The organism is Pseudoduganella sp. RAF19, assembly GCF_052114165.1.
GTDB lineage: Bacteria > Pseudomonadota > Gammaproteobacteria > Burkholderiales > Burkholderiaceae_D > Rugamonas.
Genome location: NZ_JBFREF010000009.1, coordinates 359501 through 380588, shown reverse-complemented (window position 1 = coordinate 380588; position 21088 = coordinate 359501). Strand labels below are relative to the sequence as shown.

The following is a 21088-nucleotide window of genomic DNA, read 5'->3' as shown; positions in this document are numbered from 1 at the left end:
TCTAGAGCGAATTAGACTGGTTGGCACAGCAGACATACCGCACCCCAGGGCGAAAAAAAAAGCGCGCCTCAATGGGCGCGCTTTGGCTGGGCTGACTGGGCTTAGCCGTTCAGGCGCTGCTCCAGTTTTGCCATGTTGTCCTTCAGTTCTTGCGGCAGGTGGTAGGCCAGTTTGTCGAACAATTCTGCGTGCAGTTTCAGTTCGGCGCGCCAGGCGTCCTTGTCGATGGAGGTGATGGTTTCGAACTCTTCCGGAGTGAACGGCAGGCCGTCCCACTGGATGTCGCCGTAGCGCGGGGTGGTGCCGAAGACGTTTTCGACGCCGCCGCCGTTGCCTTCAACGCGTTCCAGCATCCACTTCAGTACGCGCATATTGTCGCCGAAGCCTGGCCAGACGAAGTGACCGTTCTCGTCGGTGCGGAACCAGTTGACGCAGAAGATCGACGGCAGCTTGGCGCCTTTCGATTCCAGACGCTTGCCAATGTCCAGCCAGTGCTGGAAGTAGTCGGCCATGTTGTAGCCGATGAATGGCAGCATGGCGAACGGATCGCGGCGCACCACGCCCTGCTGGCCGGCGGCCGCAGCGGTGGTTTCGGAGCCCATGGTTGCAGCCATGTAGACGCCTTCGGTCCAGTTGCGCGCTTCGGTCACCAGTGGCACGGTGGTCGAGCGGCGGCCGCCGAAGATGAAGGCGGATATCGGCACGCCAGCCGGATCGTTCCATGCAGGATCAATCACCGGATTCTGGGTGGCAGCCACGGTGAAGCGTGCGTTCGGGTGCGATGCCTTGGTGCCGGACGCCGGGGTCCAGTCCTTGCCCTGCCAGTCGATCAGGTGCGCAGGCGCTTCCTTGGTCAGACCTTCCCACCATACATCGCCATCGTCGGTCAGCGCAACGTTGGTGAAGATGGTGTTCTCGTTCAGGCAGGACATGCAGTTCGAGTTGGTCTTGGTGTTGGTGCCAGGCGCCACGCCGAAGTAGCCGGCTTCCGGATTGATCGCGTACAGGCGGCCATCCTTGCCCGGCTTGATCCAGGCGATGTCGTCGCCGATGGTGGTGACTTTCCAGCCGTTGAAGGTCGCTGGTGGGATCAGCATCGCGAAGTTGGTCTTGCCGCAGGCGGACGGGAAGGCCGCTGCGACGTAGTGCTTCTTGCCTTCCGGCGATTCCACGCCCAGGATCAGCATGTGTTCTGCCAGCCAGCCGTCGCCGCCGTTCTGTGCATCCTGACGGCCCATGTTGGAAGCGATACGCAGCGCGAAGCACTTCTTGCCCAGCAGTGCGTTGCCGCCGTAGCCGGAACCATAGGACCAGATTTCGCGGGTCTCTGGGAAGTGAACGATGTACTTGGTCGGGTTGCATGGCCATGGCACATCCTTCTGGCCGGCAGCCAGTGGGGCGCCAACGGTGTGGATCGCCGGCACGAAGTCGCCATCGGTACCCAGCACGTCGTACACAGCCTTGCCCATGCGGGTCATGATGCGCATGTTGACGGCAACGTACGGGGAGTCGGACAGTTCCACGCCGATGTGGGCGATCGGCGAACCCAGCGGGCCCATCGAGAACGGCACCACATACATCGTGCGGCCAGCCATGCAGCCATCGAACAGGCCGTTCAGGGTGGTGCGCATTTCAGTCGGGTCGATCCAGTTGTTGGTCGGGCCGGCTTCTTCGGCCGTTTTGGAGCAGATGAAGGTGCGGTCTTCGACGCGAGCAACGTCGGTTGGATCGGAGCAAGCCAGGTAGGAGTTCGGACGCTTTTCCTGGTTCAGTTTTTTCATGGTGCCGGCGGCAACCATTTCGGCGCACAGGCGGTCATACTCTTCCTGCGAACCATCGCACCAGTAGATGCGAGCGGGTTTGGTCAGGGCAGCAACCTCGGCCACCCAATTGATCAGCTTTTGCTGTTTAATATAAGCTGGTGCGTTCACTGCTGCAACGCCTCCCATAACGGGCTGATTCATAGTACCTCCAATGCCAATAAAGAATTCTGGTCTTGTCCCGGCACGGCAGGATCGTCGTCAGCGAAAAGCTTTGCGCTCGGAAAGGCATACAACATTGTGATGCTTCGGCGATATACGGCGGTTCTGTCGATGCGCCCGATTTCTCAAGGGCGGGTGAGTCCGGCATGCTGCGTGGAAGCCCCGTTGAGCTTCCTGAATTGGGCCGATTGTACACCTCTGACCTCGCGTTTCCGACAGAAATGTAGGAGAAATGCCTGAGCAATGTAGTAGGCTATTCGAGATATTCGCAAACCCGTTATTTCCCTACCAATTTCATCACAAAATCTGCTAACTGCCATGAAAATCGCCATTCTCGATGATTACCAAGATGCCGTAAGGGAACTCGATTGCTTCCGTTTGTTGGATGGATTGGACGTTAAAGTCTTCAACAATACGGTCAAGGGCCAAGGCCAGCTGGTGGCCCGCCTGACGCCTTTCGATGCTTTGATTCTGATCCGCGAACGCACCACATTCAATCGTGCGCTGCTGTCCAAGCTGCCAAATCTCAAAGTCATTTCACAAACCGGAAAAGTGAGTGGCCACATTGATATGGAAGCCTGCAAAGAGCTCGGCATTACGGTGCTGGAAGGCGTCGGTTCGCCCACCGCTCCCGCTGAGCTGACCTGGGCGCTGATCATGGCGGCGCAGCGCAAGATCGTGCCCTATGCGTCGCGCCTGAAGGAAGGCCAATGGCAGACTGTATCGCTGAGCCAGCCCTACAACACGCTGGGCACCGTGCTGAAAGGCCGCACCATGGGCATCTGGAGCTACGGAAAAATCGGCAAGCTGATCGCGGGCTATGCGAAAGCGTTTGGCATGGATGTGATGGTGTGGGGCGGCGAGGCCAGCCGCGCAGCAGCGGTGAAGGATGGCTTCCGCGCGGTGCCGTCGCGTGAGGTTTTCTTTGAGGAGTCGGACGTAGTGAGTCTTCACATCCGTCTGGCAGATACCACGCGTGGCATTGTTACCGCGGAAGATCTGGCGCGCATGAAGCCAGACGCGCTGTTCGTGAATACGAGCCGTGCCGAGCTGGTGGTGGAAGGCGCGCTGGAAGATGCGCTGCGGCAGGGACGTCCAGGTTTTGCGGCGGTCGATGTGTTTGAAACAGAACCGCTGCCGGAAAATTCACCGCTGCTGCGCATGCCGAATGTGCTGGCGACGCCCCACCTCGGCTATGTGGAAAAGGACAGCTATGAGCTGTACTTCACCCACGCTTTCCAGAATCTGGTGGACTACATCCGGGCGAATTAAGTTTCGGGAACGCCGGTCAGGTTGGGGTGGCGTGCGGGCATGGCGTGCACCTTGCTCCACAAGCCCTGCCAACCCGGCGGCCATTGAATGGTCGGGCCTTCATACGGCGGCAGCGATGCGCGCACGGGGATTACTGGCACGGCCGGCATGTCGGTCAGCGGCGCGCCTGCGGGACGTTCCATGTTCAGGCTGTACATATAGCCCGGCAGCAGCGCGTCGCACACCTCGGCGAACCATGCGGTGTGGTCTTCATCTTTGCCCAACGCCTGCGCCAATCCCTGTGGATCGAATTTCGCTAGCGCGTGGATCAGTTCTTCGGTCGACGCGCCCGGCTGATCGCCCCAGCCCATCACCGGATTGACGTTGTAATCGGCGCCCGAACCGTACCAGCCTTCGCGCCAGGAACGCTGCATCCAGTCGCGCGGACCGGTGAACAGATGCCAGCGCCAATGCAGGCCGGACGGCTTGGGCCAGGAATACAAATAAAGTTTTTGATAGCCTGCTTTGTGCAGCTCGCGCACCACGGCCATCAGGCGCGCGTGCGGCATGCGATCCGGTGGGGCGCGGCGGAACAGGATCGCTTCGCCGTCCGCGAATTGCACTTCGTCGGTAGAAAGATTCAAGTCGAGCGTACGCGACTCGCTGCCGAAGCGAGCGGAAATCCATCCCGTTAGCAGGTTGACAGCCGTGATGACGCCATAGCCGCGGTAGCGGTGGAAAATCACGGTTCCGGGTGCGAGCGCTTTCATGGTCGGGTGCCAGGCAAAGAAGGCAGTGTACTCAACGATTGGGCGGAATGAAAGGTAAATTCGGCTAGAATTCAGCCCGTTCACCTCACCATTCTATTTCATCATGACTCTGCGCATCATCGCCACTGGCGGCACCTTTGACAAGCACTACAACGAACTGAATGGCAAGCTCGAATTTGCCGACAGCCACCTGCCCGCCGCCATCGCCCGCGCCCGCATCACCACGCCTTGCGCACTGGAAGTCGTGTCCCTGCTCGACTCGCTGGATATGGTCGATGCCGACCGCGAGCGGGTGCTCGCCGCGTGCAAAAACGCCACCGAAAAAGCCATCGTCATCATCCATGGCACCGACACGATGAAGGAAACCGCGGCCGTTCTCGGCCCGGCTGTCACGGACAAAACCATCGTCTTCACCGGCGCCATGATTCCCTACGAAATCGACAACTCCGACGCCTTCTTCAACATGGGCTTCGCCTGCGGCGTCGCGCAAACTCTGCCGCCTGGCGTGTATGTCGCCATGAACGGCCAGATCTTCGCCTGGGACAATGTGCAGAAGAACAAGGCCGCCGGCGTGTTCCAGCCGCTCTAATCGATTGCAGCCAGGGAGCGGCTGAAGGTCGCTGCGTCCTGGTAGCCGATGACGCGCTTGGCTTCTTTGCCTTGCGCGAACAGGATGATCGCTGGTGGGCCGAAGAGGCCGAAGCGCTTCAGCAAGGCTTTGTCTTGCGGCGTGTTGGCGGTGACGTCAGCTTGCAGCAGGACGGCGCGCGACATCTTGTCGTGCACGGCGCGGTCGGGGAAGGTCAGCTTTTCCATTTCCTTGCAGGACACGCACCAGTCGGCGTAGAAGTCGAGCATGACCGGCTTGCTTCCCGCCGACGCCAGCGCAGCATCCAATTCAGCCACCGTTTTGATGCGCTGGAATCGGGTGTCGTGCTTTTCGGAAGCCAGCAACGGCGATGCAAACCAAGCGGCCATGGCGAGCAGCAGCACCCCGAAGACGCTTTTCACACGCGTCATCCATGCACCGGCTTTCGGCAGCAGGCTGCCCGCCGATACGCCCACCAGCAGCAGCGGCACGCTCATGCCTGCCGCCATTGAAAACAGTGCAGCACCGCCGATGATGACGTTGCGCGTCTGGCTGATGTAAACCAGCGCTCCGGCCAGCGGTGCGGCGACGCAGGGGCCGACAATCAGCGCGGAGATGGCGCCCATCACGAATACGCCCGCCAGCCTGCCGCCGCTTTGCCGGCTGGACGCGCTGGTCAACCGGCTTTGCAGTACGGATGGCACCTGCAGTTCATAGACACCGAACATGGACAGCGACAGCGCAACCATCAGCAGCGCAAACACCCCCAGTACCCACGGCTTCTGAAGGCTCGCGGCAAGGCCTTCGCCTGCCAGTCCCGCGGCTACGCCCAGCGCCGTGTACACCAAGGCCATGCCGAGCGAGTAGGCGCCGGACAGCGCCAGCCCGCGCTTGCGATCTATCTTCCCCGATTGGCCCATGATGATAGACGACAGGATTGGCACCATCGGCAGCACGCAGGGTGTGAACGCCAGGCCAAGACCGAGCAGCAGAAATAGCGGGACGATCGCGATCAGCCTGCCGCCAGCGAGCGCCGCGCCAATGCCGGTCACATCATCGCCTGCGGCTGGCGTCGCGGGCGAGACAGAAGCGGCGGCAGGCGTGGTGGCGGGGGCGGCGCCGGCGGGATCGAGCTGCAGCGTGGTTTCCATCGGCGAGTAGCACAAGCCTGCGTCGGCGCATCCCTGGCTGTTCGCAGTCAGCGTAAACGGGCCGGACGCGGTGACCGGCACGGTGATCGCCACGGCGTGCCGATAAGTCTCCACTTGCTTGCCGAACGTCTGGTCGAATTTCACCTTACCGGCAGGGAGAACGGCTGCACCAAGCTGGGCGCCGCGTGCCGAAAAGGCGAAGCGTTCACGGTACATGTAGTAGCCTTCGGCGATGTCGAAGCGCACCTCGGCATGCGCGCTATCGACCATGCGCGCCGAGACGCGAAACGCTGCCTCCGGCTCAAGGAAATCATCAGCAGCCAGCGCCGTGCGGCCGAAGCACAGAAGCGCCAGCAGCAGGACCAAAAACAGCGGTAGGCGGCGCATCACTGCATCCTCAGGGTTTGCACGGCCGACGGCAGATCCTTGTCATCCGGACCCAGCACGCGCGCCACGCGGCCTTTAGCATCGATCAACACCACGCTCGGGATATCGCGCACGCCAAAGGCTTTGAAGATCTCGCCGGATTTATCCAGCGTCAGCGGCATGCCGGGCTTCTTGCTCTTGCCATAACCCGCGACTTCCTTCTCGCTGGCCCAGATCGGTGCGGCTACACCCAGCCACTCCACACCGGGCGCTTTCGCCAGTTTCGTGGATTGTTCGCGGACCCGTGCGCAGGCCTGCGCCACGGCAGGCCTGCTGTCACGCAGATAGGATTCGCACCAGGGCGAGAAGAACACCAGCGCACGCGGCTTGCCAGGCTTGAGCGCGTAGGCCTTGCCGTCGATGGTTGTTGCGGACAAGGCGCTTACTGCATCGCCCAGCTTCAGCGACGCCTGGCTTGCTACGGCAGGCGCCAGCGGCAACGCAGAAGGCGCGCTGTCGTCATTCGCCACTTTGGCCAGCGCATCTTCCAGCGCCTTGTCGTGCAGGTGGCCAATGTGCACGATGCGGCCATCGCGTCCGATCACCACATGCTGCGGCGTCACGCGCAAATTCAGCTGGCCGGCGAGGCTGCCGTCATCGATCACGATCGGCATGTGGATGCCGAACTTCTCGCGGTAGGCGCGCACGTCCGGCTCCTTGTCGCTGAAGCCCGCGTTCACAGCCACCACGGCGATCTTTCCCTTGTACTGTTGATAGGCTTTTTCGAAGGCCGGCATCTGCTCGCGACAAGGCACGCACCAGGTAGCCCAGAATTTGAGATAGACCGGCTGCTTGCCGTAATACCTGGCCAGTTCGATGCGTTCGCCATCGATGGTGGTCAGCGTGGCAGCGGGGCCGGGCTGGCCGATCAGGCGCTGTCCAGCTGAACGGGCGCGGTCATTGCCGCTGCCGGAAACGTCGGCGGCGAAGGCTGGCAGTGCCGCGGCCAGCAGCAGAGAAACGATGAGTGCTTTCATGGTCATCCTCAGGAATTTGATGATTTCATGGTACTTTTGTGGCGGTTCAATAAAAAGACGCAAGATCGATCCAAATCTATGTACCATCTTCCCATCGCCATCGACCGCAAGGCCGCCGTTTCGTTGACGGAGCAGATCAGCACTGGCGTACGTAACGCCATTCGCGATGGACGCCTCGCCCCCGGCGCGCGCCTGCCGTCATGGCAGGATCTGGCCACACAGCTGGGCGTTGCACGCGGCACGGTGCGGCTGGCGTATGAAGTGCTGCGCGACGAGCAGCTGATTTCCACGGCTGGCGCGGCGGGCAGCCATGTGGCGGCGCAACCCGTTCTGCCAATGCAGGCGCAGCGCGGGGCCGATATGCGCGGCGTCCACGCCGGCGCTGATTCCGGCGTAATCCCGCGGCGCGGCGCTGCCGCTCGGCCTGGCATCTTCCAGGTCGCGGTGCCGGCGCAGGATGCCTTCCCCTACAAGACCTGGTCGCGCATCATGGCGCGTTCCGCACGCCGCGCGGCGGCGTCGCCGCTCACCTATCCTGACCGCTGCGGCGAGGCCGAGCTGCGCGCGGAGATCGCGGCTTACCTGTGCATCGCGCGCGGCATGGATTGCGCACCGGAGCAGGTGTTCATCACCAATGGCCACGCAGGCGCGTTGTCGTTTGCATTGCAAGTGCTGTCGCTGCATGGCGAACGCGCCTGGATTGAGAACCCTTGCTATCCGGTTTCACGCGACGGACTGGCACTGGCCGGTATGCAGGCAGTGCCCGTGCCGGTTGATCAGGACGGCGTGCAGGTCGACGTGGGGATGGAACTGGCCGGCGATGCATCACTGGCAATCGTGTCGCCGGGCCAGCAGGCACCGCTGGGCGTCACGCTGGCCCTGCCGCGGCGTTTGGCGCTGCTGGACTGGGCGGCGCAAGCGGGCGCCTGGATTATCGAGGACGATTACATGGGCGAGCTGCAGCTGCAGGCCCGCGCTGCACCGGCCCTGGCGGCGCTCGACCGCGCGGGAAGGGTGCTGCACATCGGGACCTTCAGCAAGACGCTCAGCCCCGCTCTGCGCGTGGGCTTTCTGGTCGTCCCGCAGTCGCTGGTGGGTCGCTTCGTGGAAACTGCGGCCACCTTGTATCCGGCGCCATCGCCCACGGTGCAGCTGGCGGTGGCGGAGTTCCTGCGCAGTGGACTGTATCTGCGCCATTTGCGGCATATGAAGCGTTTATACGGCGAGCGCAGGATGGCAATAGCGCGGGCGCTGGACCAACTGGGCGCGCGCAATGTGCCGGCCGGATTGTCGGTGCTGCTGGAAGTGTCCAGGGATGGCGACGCGCTGGTGGCCGCGCGTGCGGCGGGCTTCACGCCATCGGCGCTGTCGGGATGGTTCGCGGCGCCCGATCAGGCGCCGCAGGGCTTGCTGCTGGGGGCGACGAATGTGCCGGCGGAGCGAGCTTACGAATACTGTTCGCGGCTGCTCCGGACGGCGGATCGATGATCCGCCCTACGAACTGCTATCGCGGCGCAGTGCCGCGATCCATTACGCGGTCGCTTCGCCGCCGAGGGCTTCCACCACGTCCTTCATCAGCTTGGACAGTTCGCCTGTCATCAGCATGAAGTCGCCGTCGAAACGCTCTTCGTCGTTGCGGGTGGAGGTTTCGTTTTCCTTGATGACGTCCAGCGGCTTCACGCCCTTGATGGCCAGGGCTTCGGTCAGCACGAAGCTGATCTTGCTGTCCCAGGTCATGGCCAGGCGGGTGCACTGCTTGCCGGCGGCGATGTGGCGGCGGACTTCTTCCGGCTCCAGGGTGTGGCGCACATAGCGCACGGCGGCCTTGCTTTCGCCGGTGGCGCGCAATTCGGTGTCCATGTCGACGGTGAAGCCGGCCGGCGCTTCGTCTTCCTGCAGCCAGGCAGTCATCACTGCGACCGGGGAGCGCTGCACGCGCAGCGATTCCAGCGGCATGCGGTCGACGGCCTTCAGCAGGTGCTTGATCACGTCATCGGCCTTGGCCGGGCTGGCAGCATCGACCACCAGCCAGCCGTTGACCGGGTCGATCCAGGTCCACACATTGCTGCGGATGGTGAATGCGCGCGGCAGCAGCTCGTCGTGCACGCGCTCTTTGAGTTCCTTCATGGCTTTCTTGCCAGGAGCGAAACCTTGTTGTTCTTCCAACTCAGCGGCACGGGCCTTGGCCACCTGGTTCACCACAGTGGACGGCAGCAGCTTTTTCTCGGTGCCGAGCACGATCAGCATTTGCTTGTTGACCACGTGGACCAGGCCGCCGTTCGGACGCGGCTTGTCCCAGCCCTGGCGCATCAGCTCATTGCTGTTGGCGGGCGTGAAGGAATGCGGCTGCAGAGCTTCTTCGAGTTGTTCGGGAGTAAACGCCCACGGCGCGGGCAGACGGTAGATCTGGAGATTCTTGAACCACATAACTGGTGCTTGCCTTACTGAGCATTTAAAAGGAACGACATTTTACATGGCTCATTTCGGACAGGTCACGATTAATGTTTGTCCGGGTGATCTTCCGGGCGGCGGGTTGGGGCCGGACTTCAGCACGCAGTAGCTGGTAAAGAGCGTACGCACCCTGGTGATCACGTCGCCATTTGGCAACACGCGCTCCGTCATGCCGAATCCGCGGTCGACACCGGCGGCGGCGATCTTTGTAGCGAGCTCGGGCTCTTTCGTCACCGCCGGGAAGTGACGCTCCCTGCGCAAGTCACGGTCGATGGCCGCGACGGCGCGGCGGGATTTGGCGAGCAGGGTGTCCGGGCCGCCGTGCGGCTTGGCGAAAGGGTCGTCGACCGGAAGCGTGAGGGGCAGCGATGCCGCGGAGGGCGGCGCTGCGGAAGGGTCGGCAGCGGCAGCGGCGGCGGCAGGCGGCGCGGGTGCGGGTGCAGGTGCGGGTGCGGGTGCGGGTGCGGATAGCGGCTGCGACTCGACCGCGGCGGCCGGCGGGGCAAACGGCGTCGAAGGTCGCGCGGTTGATGGCGGCGGCTCTATAGGGACGGTCGGCCGAACAGGGGGCGCGGATACATGCGCGGATGAGGGCGGCGGCGCGATCGGGGCGGCTGCATGTGTCGGCGTGGACAGCAGCGTCCGCCGGTCCGGGAGCGGCGGGTGCGCTGCGAGCCGGGGGTGGATGGGCGCTGGCGGCGCCGGCAGCAGGAATACCAGCTCGCCTTCGCGCTGGACGCGCTCTGCGGCCGGGCGCGGCAATGGGCGTTGCAGGGCCATTAAAGCGGCGAGATGCAGCAGCGCGAGCGCGGGCAGCAGGGCGCGGCGCTGGAGGGACAGCGTTCGATCCATCGGCAAATTCCAGTTCGCAGCCGGCGGCACAATTCCCCGGCTCGCGCCGGCATTATGCGGTCGCTTGCAGGCTGAAATACTCTCGGATTCTCACAGACTGGCGAAAAGATCGCCCTGCCTGGGCGGTGGCGCGGCGCCCAGCTCATCCAACGGCGACAGCGCCGACACGCGCACGCCGAGCAGACGCAGTTTCAGGTCCAGCGGCACACGGCGCAGACACTCGCCCGCCGCACGGCGGATGGCGGCGGCATCGGCGGTCGGCAGCGGCAAGGTCACGTCGCGCGTGACTGTGCGGAAGTCGCTGTAGCGCAGCTTGATGCCGATGGTGCGGCCCGCATAACGCTTGCGCGCCAGGTCCTCAGCCAGCTTTGTGCACAAGCGGGTGAAGATTTCGGACAGCTCGCCGCGGTCCTGCCGCGCGTGCAGATCGCGCTCGAACGTCGTTTCGCGGCTGATGCCCTTGGGCTCGGAGCGCGTCGCCACTTCGCGTTCGTCGTGGCCGTGGGAGATGCGCTGCAACCATTCCGCGTAATTCAGGCCGAAATGTTCCTGCAGCAGGCGGGCATCAGCCGCCGCCACCTGACCCACGGTTTCAATGCCCAACGCGGACAGCTTGGCGGCCGCCTTGGGGCCGATGCCGTTCACCTTGCGCGCCGGCAGCGGCCAGATGCGGGCCGGCACATCGTCGTGGGAAATGATGGTCAGCCCGTTCGGCTTTTCCAGGTCGGAGCAGATCTTGGCCAGCAGCTTGTTGGGCGCGATGCCGATCGAGCAGGTCAGGCCGGTGGCTTCCTTCACCGCAGCCTTCAGGCGCTGGCCCAGCTCGCGCGTGTCCTCGCGCAGATCGCTGAGGTCAATGTAGATCTCGTCGATGCCGCGGTCCTCGATCTGCGGCGCGATGGACGCCACCGCCGCCTTGAACAGGCGTGAATATTTGCGATAGGACTCGAAGTCGGTCGGCAGCAGGATGGCATCCGGCGCCAGGGCAGCGGCTTTCATCGTGCCCATCGCCGAAAACACGCCGAGGGCGCGCGCTTCATAGGTGGATGTGGTCACTACGCCACGTCCTACATAGTCGCGCAATCGGGAAAACTGCTTCGTGCCATCATCTAACTGCCGAGGCTGATGGCGCGAACCGCCGCCAATCACGACCGGCTGGCCGCGTAATTCCGGATAGCGCAACAGCTCCACCGACGCGTAAAACGCATCCATGTCGAGGTGGGCGATACGGCGCGGCCTGCTCATGCGGGAGGATGAATGGCTGTTGAAATACTGTAATTATATCCAGTATTCAACAGAGAGCCAGCCTCTCGTGAAAAAGCATACGATGAGTGCTCCCCCCGGAGGATAGCGATGACACTTTCAAACCTGAAAATTGGCGCCCGGCTGGCCCTTGGTTTTGCAGTGACGATCCTGATCATGCTGCTGATGTCCTTCACCGGCATCGGGCGCATCCAGCAGATTTCAGATTTGACCGGCAAGCTGGTCAGCGACCGCTACCAGAAGGTGGTGTTGACCAATGAGATGCGCAGCCATTCCAACCGCTCCGCGCAATCGCTGCGCAACGCAATGCTGGAACCGGATGCCGGCAAGTCGGCCGCATTCCTCGCCAGCATGGCCGAGTCGGACCGCAGCGGCGCCGAAGCCGCCAATAAGCTGGAGCAGATCATCCGCAGCGCCGAGGCCAAGCGCCTGTTTGCGGAAGAGACTCAGGCCTTCCTCGACTACAAGGCCAAGCGCGACGAAGTGCTGAAACGCTTCCAGGGCGGCGACCGCGACGGCGCCATCCAGTACATGTTCAGCGATATGGTCCCGGCGCAGAACGCGTATTTTGGCAAGCTCGATGCGATTCTCGCCTTCCAGGGCAAACTGATGAATGAAGACGGCGCCAAGGCGGAAGACACGGCGCAGGAGGCCACCTGGCTGATGGTCGGCCAGCTGGTGGTGGCGACACTGCTGTCGATTCTCGCCGGCTGGCTGATTACGCGCTCCGTCACTACGCCCATCAACCAGGCGGTGGATCTGGCGGAAACGGTGGCCCAGGGCGATCTCACCAGCCGCATCGAGGTCGAGCGCAAGGATGAAACGGGACGGCTGCTGAACGCGCTGAAGGAAATGGTGGCGGCGCTGACCCGCACGGTCGGCTCGGTGCGCAACAGCACCGATACCATCACCACCGGCACGGCGGAAATCGCCGCGGGCAACCTGGACCTGTCGCGCCGCACCGAGCAGCAGGCCGCGGCGCTGGAAGAAACTGCGTCCTCCATGGAAGAGCTGACCTCCACCGTGCGCCAGAACGCCGACCATGCGCGGCAGGCGAATCAGCTGGTGGTGTCCGCCGCCGATCACGCCAGCCAGGGCGGACAAGTGGTGAGCGAAGTGGTGCAAACCATGGGCGCCATCAAGGATAGCTCGGCGCGCATTGTGGACATCATCGGCGTCATTGACGGTATCGCTTTCCAGACCAACATCCTGGCCCTCAACGCCGCCGTGGAAGCGGCGCGCGCGGGCGAGCAGGGGCGCGGCTTTGCGGTGGTGGCGGGCGAGGTACGCACGCTGGCGCACCGATCGGCGCAGGCAGCGCGCGAGATCAAGGCGCTGATCGACGATTCGGTGGCGAAAGTGGATGCGGGCGGCAAGCTGGTGGACCAGGCTGGCGCGGCTATGCAGCGTATCGTCGACTCGGTGCAGCAGGTGGCAGGCATCATGAGCGAAATCGCCAACGCGGGCAATGAACAGACGGCCGGCATCGAGCAAATCAACACTGCCGTGGCCGAGATGGACTCGGTCACCCAGCAGAATGCCGCGCTGGTTGAGGAAGCCGCCGCCGCGGCACGCAGCATGCAGGAGCAGGCCGTGCAGCTGCAGCAGGCGGTTGCGGTCTTCAAGATCGACGTCAGCCAGGCCCTGCCACGTTCGCCGGTTCCGCCGCCCCCGGCAGCCGTGCCAGTACGCGCGGCACTGCCATCGTCCGCGGCAGCGCAGAAACAGCTGGCACACAAAGCCCGGCCGACGCCTACGCGGCGCCCCACCGCCAGCGCCGCCACGACGGATGCGAATGAATGGGAGGAATTCTAAGAATGCTGACGATTGCCCGGCGCCGCCCGAGCTTTGAACCACTGCGCCGTGGCTTCATCCGCCGGGAAGAAAGCTTCCAGCCGTAGCTCGTGCACCGTCACATCATGCGGCGTGCCGAGAGTGGTGATGGTGGTGAACAGATTCAGCTCCGTGCCATCCTTGCGCACCGTGAAGGGCAGGAAGGGCAGCGCGCGGCGCTCCAGGTTCGGCGCAGCGGCGGCAGCGCGCACGCCGGGCATGGCCAGCAAGTCTTCCAGCAGGCGCGTGGCTTCGCTGCCGGGACCATCGCCCATCGCTTCGCGCTGAATCCATTGCAGCAGATCGGTGGCAACGTCTTCCCAGTTTGCTAAATAGGGACGTACCCCATTTGGGTCCAGCGTCAGCTTTACCACGTTCACGCTGGGTAGAGGCGTGTTGTCCGGCAGGCCGAGAATCCAGGACATCATGGCCGCAGCAGGGCCGTTGTGCATTTGCAGATTCCACAGGCGGTCCACCACCAGCGCGGGATACGGCGCCTGCTGCTGCAGCATGAAGTCCAGCGCCTGGCGCACCGCCGCCATCTCGGGATCGGACAGGCTGCGCTCCTGGTAAGCCGGTGCGAAGCCCGCCGCCAGCAGCATCACATTGCGCTGGCGCAGCGGGATATCGAGCGTCATGCCCAGCTTGAGAATCAGCTCGCGGCTTGGCTGCGATCGTCCGCTTTCGAGGAAGCTGATATGGCGCTGCGAAACGCCGCTTTCAGTGGAGAGGCGCAGCTGGCTGTAACCGCGCTTGGTACGCCAATACTTCATGGCCTGTGCGTAGTCGCTGAAATACTGTTCGGTCATTTTCTCCCCAGGATGAATTCAATCAAGTCGCCGTTCACGCGCTGCATATGGGTGAGGAACATACCATGTGCCGCGCCCTCGTACACGCGCAGGCGTGCGTTGGGCAGCAGGTCCATGCTGGGCTTCGCCGTCAGTTCGAACGGCGCGCTCACATCCTGTGTGCCGGCGATCAGCAGCGTGGGGATGCCGATACGGCGCATTTCGTCGCGCATGTCCGCATGCTGTACCACGCGGTTGCATTCATACAGGGCTTGCGCGGAAGTTTGCAGCGCCAGGCCGCGCAGCCAGTCCTTCAGGCCTTGTGTGACGCCGGGGACGAAGGGATCGATGTTCTCGTCTATCCACAACGGGAAATCTTTCGACAGCTGCTCGCGGCGGAAGTGTTCGAACATGTCGCCGGCAGCGCGGAAGTCCGGCGTCATGGTGCCCAGCAGAGCGGCGGCTTCGATGCGCCCGTCGCCGTGGCGGGTGAGGTAGCGCACCACCTCATTGCAGCCCATCGAGTGCGCCACCAGCGTGGCTTCGTGCAGGTCCAGCGCTTCCAGCACGGCGGCCAGATCATCGGCCAGCGTGTCGAGCTGATAGCCGCGGCCCGGATCGCTGGAACGGCCATGGCCGCGGCGGTCGAAGGCAATCACGCGCAGGCCCTGTTCCAGCAGCGCCAGCATCTGGTAGTTCCACTGGTCCGATGGCAGCGACCAGCCGCCCACGAAGACGACCGGCTTGCCATCGCCCCAGTCGCGGTAGAACAGGTTCACGCCATCGGCGGTGCGAATGAAGTTGGGCTCCACGATATGGGCGCCTGAAGCTTTGTAGGCGGTCATGGCGGACTCCCCTTACTGCGCGAAGTAGTCGATGAAGCCGGTCACGCTACTCAGGCGGCCGTCCGCATGCACCGTGGCGACGTCGGTGCCTTTGGCAATCGGCTCGGCGCCGGGCGTGGCCAGGTTCCACGAGAAGCGGATCACGTCGTTGTGTTCATCCGGCGTGCCATGCAGGGCGAAACGGTGGCCGGGGAAGTGTTCCTGGGCGTCGGCGATCATGGCGTCCAGGCCTTCGTGGCCGGCGCTTTTCATCAGCGGATCTTTGTACTCGGCTTCCAGCGTGAAGAGTTCCGCCACTCTGGCGCGGCGCGCGGCGGCGTCGCGTTCATTCCAGACGGCCAGGTATTGCTGGGCGATTGCGCGGGCTTTGCTCATTTCCGATCTCCTTGAGAAGTGATGAAGTGACTTCATTCTCGGGAAATCAGCACGGCACGGCGATTACGTGCCAGGTAATCAAAGCACCTCGTTCCTCCGGTTCACGCACAGCAGCACCAGCACGCCGCCCGCAAGCAGGCTGGCAGCCAGCACCATCATGCCCTGCGTCGTGCTGTGCGTGGCGTCCTTGATGGCGCCCACCATGTAGGGACTGAGGAAGCCTGCCAGGTTACCGACCGAATTGACGATGGCAATGCCCGCCGCCGCTGCGGTGCCGCCCAGCATGGAGGTGGGCAGGCTCCAGAACACCGGGAAGGTGCTCAGGATGCCCGCCGTGGCCAGGCTCAGTGCCATCATCGAGGTCAACGGATCGCTGGTGTGACTGGTGATGGCCAGGCCCGCAGCGCCAGCGAAAGCGGCAATCGCGGCATGCCAGCGGCGCTCGCCGGTACGGTCGGAATGGCGGGCGGACGCGATCATCACCACCGCCGCGATGCCGTAAGGGATGGCGGTCAGCAGGCCGACGCTCAGCACATCTTGCACGCCGCTGTTGCGGATCAATTGCGGCAGCCAGAAGCTCACGCCGTAAAGGCCCATCACGAAGAGGAAGTAAATCAGGGCCAGCATCCACACGCGGCTGCTGCCGAAGACGTGGCGCAGCGTCCATTGCGTACGCGGTGATTCGTTATCGGCGGCCAGCTCCTGCTTCAGCATGGCCTTCTGTTCATCGTCCAGCCACATGGCATCGTCGATGCTGTCATCCAGATACCACAAGGCCCAGACGCCGACCACGATGGACGGTAAGCCCTCCAGCAGGAACAGCCACTGCCAGCCTTTCAGGCCTGACACGCCCGCCAGCCCGCTCATGATCGCACCTGACATCGGCCCGCCCAGCACACCCGCCACCGCAATCGCGCTCATGAAGATGGCGACGATCCGCGCGCGGCGCCGCGCCGGATACCAGTAGGTCAGGTACAGAATTACGCCGGGGAAGAAGCCGGCTTCCGCCGCACCGAGCAGGAAGCGCAGTACATAGAAGCTATGCGTGCTGGTGGTGAACATCATCGCCGCCGACACCACGCCCCAGCTGGCCATGATGCGTGCGATCCAGCGCCGCGCGCCGACCCGCGTCATCAGCAGATTGGCCGGTACCTCGAACAGGAAGTAGCCGATGAAGAAGATGCCGGCGCCGAGGCCGTACACCGTCTCCGACAGCCCGAGGTCAGCCTGCATCTGCAGCTTGGCAAAGCCGACGTTGACGCGGTCCAGGTAGGCCACCACGTAGCAAAGGAATAGGAAGGGCACGAGGCGGCGGCCCACGCGTCCGTAGAGCGTTTCGATTGGGTTCATTGGCATTTGCTTTTTATTCCCATGACTCTAGAATCATTGCACAAAATATCACAGGAGTTCAAAGTGACCCGACAATTGATCGCAGTCCTTGCTCTACTCTCGCTCAGCGCGGCCGCTGCCGAGCCGCCCACGCCGCCCGTCGCCACCAAGGGCCAGTACCTGACCATGCGCCATGGCGAGGAAGTCACCGACGAGTACCGCTGGCTGCAGGACAAGCAGGACCCCGCCGTGCTGGCCCAGCTGAACGCCGAAAACGCTTACACCGCGGCCATGACGGCCGATATCAAGCCATTGGCGGACAAGCTGTTCACGGAGTTCAAAGCGCGCACCCAGCCCACCGACCTCTCGGTGCCGACGCGGCGCGGTCATTACTACTATTACACGCGCATCGAAGCAGGCAAGCAATATCCGCTGAATGTACGGCGCCGTGCGGCGCCGGACCTGTCCTACGACGACAAGGCGCCGGAAGAACTGCTGCTGGATCAGAACGCGCTGGCGGAAGGCCACGCCTTCTTCATGCTGGAAGCGACCGCCGTCAGTCCGGACGAAACGCTGCTGGCGTATATGACCGACACCACGGGCTTTCGCCAGTACGATCTGCACATCAAGGACCTGAAGACCGGCCAACTGCTCGGCGCCAGCATGCCGCGCGCGCGTTCCATGGCCTGGGCTGCCGATAACAGAAATTTGTTCGTGGTGCAGGAGGACGCCACCACCAAGCGCGCAGACCGCCTGTTCCGGCTGAACGTGGATGGCAAGTCCCAGCAGCTGTTCAACGAAACGGTGGAGCAGTTCAGCCTCGAAGTGCGTCCCAGCCGCGACCACAAGGTGATCTTCCTCGACCACCAGGCCACAGACACCACCGAAGTGCGCATGCTGCCAGCCACCGAAGCGACCGGCACCTTCCGCACCGTGCTGGGACGCGAAAAGGGCCACCGTTATTACGTCGAGCACCGCAACGGCCTGCTCTACATCCTGACCAACAAGGATGCGAAGAACTTCCGCGTGGTGACAGCAACCCTGGCCAACCCGAAGAAGTGGACTACGCTGGTGGCGCATAACAACGACGTGCTGGTGGAGATGATCGAGCCTTATGCGAACTTCCTCGTGGTGAGCGAAAAGTCGAAGGCGCTGAACCTCACGCGTATCTACGACTTCAGCACGAAGAAATGGCAGACGGTGAAATTCGACGATCCGGTGTACTGGTCCAGCGGCGAGCGCAGGCCGGGCTTCGACGGCACGCCGGAATACACTTCTACCGGCTATATGCTCTCCTACGAATCGCCGATCACACCGCCGCGCGTGCTGGAAGTGAATATGAAGACGGGCGAACTCAAAGTGCTGAAGCAAAAGGAAATCGCGGGCGGATTCGATTTCAGCCAGTATGAAACCAGGCGCCTGTGGGCTACCGCGCGCGACGGCGTGAAGGTGCCGATATGGGTGGCCTACAAGAAGGGCGTGAAACTGGATGGCACAGCGCCGCTGCTGCTGTATGGCTACGGCGCTTACGGTGCACCATCCGAAGCGCGCTTCAACCTGCCGCGGCTAAGCCTGCTGGAACGCGGCGTGATTTACGCCACGGCCCAAATCCGTGGCGGCAACGAGATGGGCGAGTCCTGGCATGACGATGGCATGCTGATGAAGAAGAAAAACACCTTCACCGATTTTATCGATTGCGCCGAATACCTGATCCGGGAAAAGTGGACCAGCACGCCGCGCCTCGCCATCGAGGGGCGCAGTGCGGGCGGACTGTTAATGGGCGCGGTGGTGAATATGCGGCCGGATCTGTTCCATGCGGTGCATACAGGCGTGCCCTTCGTCGACATGATGAATACCATGATGGACCCGACCTTGCCCCTGACCACGGGCGAATATCTGGAATGGGGCGATCCGAACCAGAAGCCGGCTTACGACTATATGCGCAGCTATAGTCCTTATGACAACATCACCTATGCCAATTTCCCGGCCATGCTGGTGACCACGGCGCTGAACGACAGCCAGGTGATGTACTGGGAACCGGCCAAGTACGTGGCCAAGCTGCGTGCCTTCAAACTGGACAGCAATCCGCTATTGCTGAAGGTGAATATGGGCGCCGGCCACGGCGGCGCTTCGGGCCGCTACAACGCGCTGGAAGAGCGTGCTTTTGAAACGGCGTGGATCTTGTCGGAACTTGGCGTTTCGCAATAACCACAAATTATTTTCGAAAAACGCTTGCACGATCCCGAAAAGCCACAGTAGAATACGGCCTCTTCCGAACGTTGTGACAAACGTTCGACAGTGAAGGCAGGGGCGTTTAGCTCAGTTGGTAGAGCGGATCCCTTACAAGGATTAGGTCGGGAGTTCGACCCTCTCAACGCCCACCAGTCACACTGAGAAGAAATGGAGTGGTAGTTCAGTTGGTTAGAATACCGGCCTGTCACGCCGGGGGTCGCGGGTTCGAGCCCCGTCCACTCCGCCAACATTCAGAGAGAAGCCCGGCTAGTCCGGGCTTTTTTCATTTCTGCATCCGCAATGCCATAATGGAACTCTTGCCTAAGGGAGTTGCCGTGATCTTTGGTTTCCTCAAATCGAACGACCTGTCGCCGCTGGAAAAGCAGCTGCATCGTTCGCCCCTGTTTGCGTCCCTCACACCGCGTGAATTGAAGACCGTGTACGGCCTGGTGCATGAGCGCCGCTATCTGGCCGATGAAATCGTGTTCGATGAAGGAGAGGAAGGGCAGGCGCTGTATCTGGTGCTGGCGGGGCGGGTACGCATCAACAAGGCGCGCGAAAACGGCTACGAGCCGGTCGCCGAGCTGGAACCGGGCGCCTACTTCGGCGATATGGCCTTGCTGGACAATACGCCGCGCAGCGCCCAGGCACGCGCCATCGGCGATTGCGAGCTGGCCGTGTTCTTCCGCGCCGACTTTATTGCGCTGATGGAGACGGATGCCGTGGTCGGCTACAAGATCGCCCTGGCCCTGGCCCGCCACCTGGGACGCCGCCTGCGCAACTTCATGGGCGACCGTCCGCAGATCGAGTTGATGTGATGGACGAGCATCGCTCCGGTCCTGTGGTGTGGTGCGCCATCATCGGCGCTACCTGCCTGCTGCTCGTGCTGATGGAACGCATGCTGTGGCTGGCCATTCCTTTCGTGGAAGGCATCGTTCTCTACTACGTGCTGCTGCCGCCCACCCAGCGTCTGCTGCGCATGGGCCTGCGCAAGAACGCGGCCGTGCCGATTGTGTATGCCGGCGCCACGCTGATATTGCTGCTGGTTGTGCTGGCCACTGCGAGCTGGGCGTCCGCGCCCTCTGCCAACGGACAGGAAGTGGTGGCGCGCTATGTCACCGGCGGCCTGAGTTTCCTGAGCCGCAGCTTGCAGGCCCTGGAACGCGAGTTCCGCCTGCTGCGGCAGATCCATCTGAGCGAGACGGTCAACAGCGGCTTTGCGGCATGGACGGACGACTTCCTCAAGCACCGTCTGGCCGGCGTGCTGGTGGCCGCTGCGGGCTGGATTCCTTCACTGCTGCTGGCGCCTTTCCTGACCTTCTTCTTCCTGCGCGATGGGCGCCGCTTCAAGCGCTTCCTGGTGCGTGCGGTGCCGAACGCCTTCTTCGAGCGCACGCTGTTCCTGCTGCACGAGGTGGACCAGACGGCACGCCGCTATTTCGTCGGCATGATGAAGCTGACGGTGATCGATACGGCGGCGCTGGCTTTGGGTTTGTGGGCCATTGGGCTGCATTCGCCGCTGGTGCTGGGCTTTATCGCCGCCCTGTTGGCCTGGGTGCCCTATGTGGGCTCAATCGCAGGCTGCGTGATGGTGGTGATGGTGGCGTCCACCGATGCGCCGGACAATGCGCTGATCGCTTACAGCGCGATTGGGGTGTTCATTGCGGTGCGGCTGCTGGATGATTTCGTGTTTATGCCGATGACCATTGGCCGCAGCCTGCATATCCATCCGCTGATTGCGGTGCTGATGATCTTTATCGGCGGCTCGGTGGCCGGAGTGGCTGGTCTGGCGATGGTGCTGCCCCTGCTGGGGATTGTGACGGTTGTCGGACAGACGCTGGGAGAGCTGGTGACCAACAGCCGCCTGCGCGCAAGACACCGCTATACCCGGGCCTTGCGCATGAAGCAGGCTAGCGCGGATCTTTAAACCCGCGGCTGAAAAACCTGGTGGCTGCCACATCGTGGCAGCCACCT

At 62.9% G+C, this 21088-nt stretch carries 18 protein-coding genes and 2 tRNA genes; 9 read left to right on the top strand and 11 right to left on the bottom strand.

Going from position 1 to position 21088, the window contains the following annotated elements:
* Window positions 1–101: 101 nt before the first annotated feature.
* Window positions 102–1964 (bottom strand): phosphoenolpyruvate carboxykinase (GTP), encoded by a 1863-nt coding sequence (locus AB4Z19_RS24345; protein ID WP_442036276.1) that lies wholly within the window; start codon window positions 1962–1964, stop codon window positions 102–104.
* 336 nt (window positions 1965–2300) lie between these two features.
* On the opposite strand from AB4Z19_RS24345, the gene AB4Z19_RS24340 reads away from it, so the two are divergent.
* Window positions 2301–3254 (top strand): D-2-hydroxyacid dehydrogenase family protein, encoded by a 954-nt coding sequence (locus AB4Z19_RS24340; protein WP_442022239.1) that lies wholly within the window; start codon window positions 2301–2303, stop codon window positions 3252–3254.
* Here AB4Z19_RS24340 and AB4Z19_RS24335 read toward each other — a convergent pair.
* Entirely contained in the window at window positions 3251–4003 is a 753-nt protein-coding gene (locus AB4Z19_RS24335) for an L-asparaginase (protein ID WP_442022237.1), read from the bottom strand. The genes AB4Z19_RS24340 and AB4Z19_RS24335 overlap by 4 nt on opposite strands.
* Before the next feature lie 103 nt (window positions 4004–4106).
* Here AB4Z19_RS24335 and AB4Z19_RS24330 point away from each other — a divergent pair, with 103 nt between their 5' ends.
* Window positions 4107–4592 carry an asparaginase domain-containing protein gene (locus AB4Z19_RS24330; RefSeq protein ID WP_442022235.1) on the top strand — a complete coding sequence of 162 codons (486 nt, stop codon included), beginning with the start codon at window positions 4107–4109 and terminating at the stop codon, window positions 4590–4592.
* Here the strand turns inward: AB4Z19_RS24330 and dsbD are convergent.
* Window positions 4589–6130 (bottom strand): protein-disulfide reductase DsbD, encoded by a 1542-nt coding sequence (gene dsbD / locus AB4Z19_RS24325; RefSeq protein ID WP_442022233.1) that lies wholly within the window; start codon window positions 6128–6130, stop codon window positions 4589–4591. The two genes, AB4Z19_RS24330 and dsbD, sit on opposite strands and share 4 nt — an antisense overlap.
* Complete coding sequence (locus AB4Z19_RS24320) at window positions 6130–7146, bottom strand: TlpA family protein disulfide reductase (protein ID WP_442022231.1); 1017 nt, start codon at window positions 7144–7146, stop codon at window positions 6130–6132. The genes dsbD and AB4Z19_RS24320 overlap by 1 nt, the downstream gene beginning before the upstream one ends.
* Window positions 7147–7224: 78 nt before the next feature.
* On the opposite strand from AB4Z19_RS24320, the gene pdxR reads away from it, so the two are divergent.
* On the top strand, window positions 7225–8634 hold the full coding sequence (gene pdxR, locus AB4Z19_RS24315) for a MocR-like pyridoxine biosynthesis transcription factor PdxR (RefSeq protein WP_442022229.1): 1410 nt from the start codon (window positions 7225–7227) through the stop codon (window positions 8632–8634).
* A 42-nt stretch (window positions 8635–8676) separates the two neighbouring features.
* On the opposite strand, the gene AB4Z19_RS24310 is transcribed toward pdxR, so the two are convergent.
* From AB4Z19_RS24310 to dinB, 3 genes are all read right to left on the bottom strand, one after another.
* Complete coding sequence (locus AB4Z19_RS24310) at window positions 8677–9573, bottom strand: recombination-associated protein RdgC (protein ID WP_442022227.1); 897 nt, start codon at window positions 9571–9573, stop codon at window positions 8677–8679.
* A gap of 51 nt (window positions 9574–9624) precedes the next feature.
* Complete coding sequence (locus AB4Z19_RS24305; RefSeq protein WP_442022225.1) at window positions 9625–10449, bottom strand: hypothetical protein; 825 nt, start codon at window positions 10447–10449, stop codon at window positions 9625–9627.
* 90 nt (window positions 10450–10539) lie between these two features.
* Window positions 10540–11694, bottom strand: coding sequence for a DNA polymerase IV (gene dinB, locus AB4Z19_RS24300; protein ID WP_442036274.1), 1155 nt, complete (start codon window positions 11692–11694; stop codon window positions 10540–10542).
* A 108-nt stretch (window positions 11695–11802) separates the two neighbouring features.
* Here dinB and AB4Z19_RS24295 point away from each other — a divergent pair, with 108 nt between their 5' ends.
* The gene (locus tag AB4Z19_RS24295) at window positions 11803–13527 is read left to right on the top strand and encodes a methyl-accepting chemotaxis protein (RefSeq protein WP_442022221.1); all 1725 of its coding nucleotides are present in this window, start codon (window positions 11803–11805) and stop codon (window positions 13525–13527) included.
* On the opposite strand, the gene AB4Z19_RS24290 is transcribed toward AB4Z19_RS24295, so the two are convergent.
* From AB4Z19_RS24290 to AB4Z19_RS24275, 4 genes are all read right to left on the bottom strand, one after another.
* Entirely contained in the window at window positions 13524–14354 is an 831-nt protein-coding gene (locus AB4Z19_RS24290; protein WP_442022219.1) for a helix-turn-helix transcriptional regulator, read from the bottom strand. The genes AB4Z19_RS24295 and AB4Z19_RS24290 overlap by 4 nt on opposite strands.
* Window positions 14351–15178: an alpha/beta fold hydrolase gene (locus AB4Z19_RS24285; RefSeq protein ID WP_442022217.1), complete on the bottom strand. Its 828-nt coding sequence runs from the start codon at window positions 15176–15178 to the stop codon at window positions 14351–14353. The genes AB4Z19_RS24290 and AB4Z19_RS24285 overlap by 4 nt, the downstream gene beginning before the upstream one ends.
* 12 nt (window positions 15179–15190) lie before the next feature.
* Entirely contained in the window at window positions 15191–15553 is a 363-nt protein-coding gene (locus tag AB4Z19_RS24280) for a nuclear transport factor 2 family protein (protein ID WP_442022215.1), read from the bottom strand.
* 78 nt (window positions 15554–15631) lie between these two features.
* On the bottom strand, window positions 15632–16903 hold the full coding sequence (locus tag AB4Z19_RS24275; protein ID WP_442022213.1) for an MFS transporter: 1272 nt from the start codon (window positions 16901–16903) through the stop codon (window positions 15632–15634).
* A 63-nt stretch (window positions 16904–16966) separates the two neighbouring features.
* On the opposite strand from AB4Z19_RS24275, the gene AB4Z19_RS24270 reads away from it, so the two are divergent.
* From AB4Z19_RS24270 to AB4Z19_RS24250, 5 genes are all read left to right on the top strand, one after another.
* Entirely contained in the window at window positions 16967–19090 is a 2124-nt protein-coding gene (locus AB4Z19_RS24270) for a S9 family peptidase (protein WP_442036272.1), read from the top strand.
* A 100-nt stretch (window positions 19091–19190) separates the two neighbouring features.
* Window positions 19191–19266 (top strand) — tRNA-Val (locus AB4Z19_RS24265).
* 18 nt (window positions 19267–19284) lie between these two features.
* Window positions 19285–19361, top strand: a tRNA-Asp gene (locus AB4Z19_RS24260).
* 61 nt (window positions 19362–19422) lie between these two features.
* Window positions 19423–19932, top strand: coding sequence for a cyclic nucleotide-binding domain-containing protein (locus AB4Z19_RS24255; RefSeq protein WP_442036270.1), 510 nt, complete (start codon window positions 19423–19425; stop codon window positions 19930–19932).
* Complete coding sequence (locus AB4Z19_RS24250; RefSeq protein ID WP_442029441.1) at window positions 19932–21041, top strand: AI-2E family transporter; 1110 nt, start codon at window positions 19932–19934, stop codon at window positions 21039–21041. The genes AB4Z19_RS24255 and AB4Z19_RS24250 overlap by 1 nt, the downstream gene beginning before the upstream one ends.
* Window positions 21042–21088: the final 47 nt, after the last annotated feature.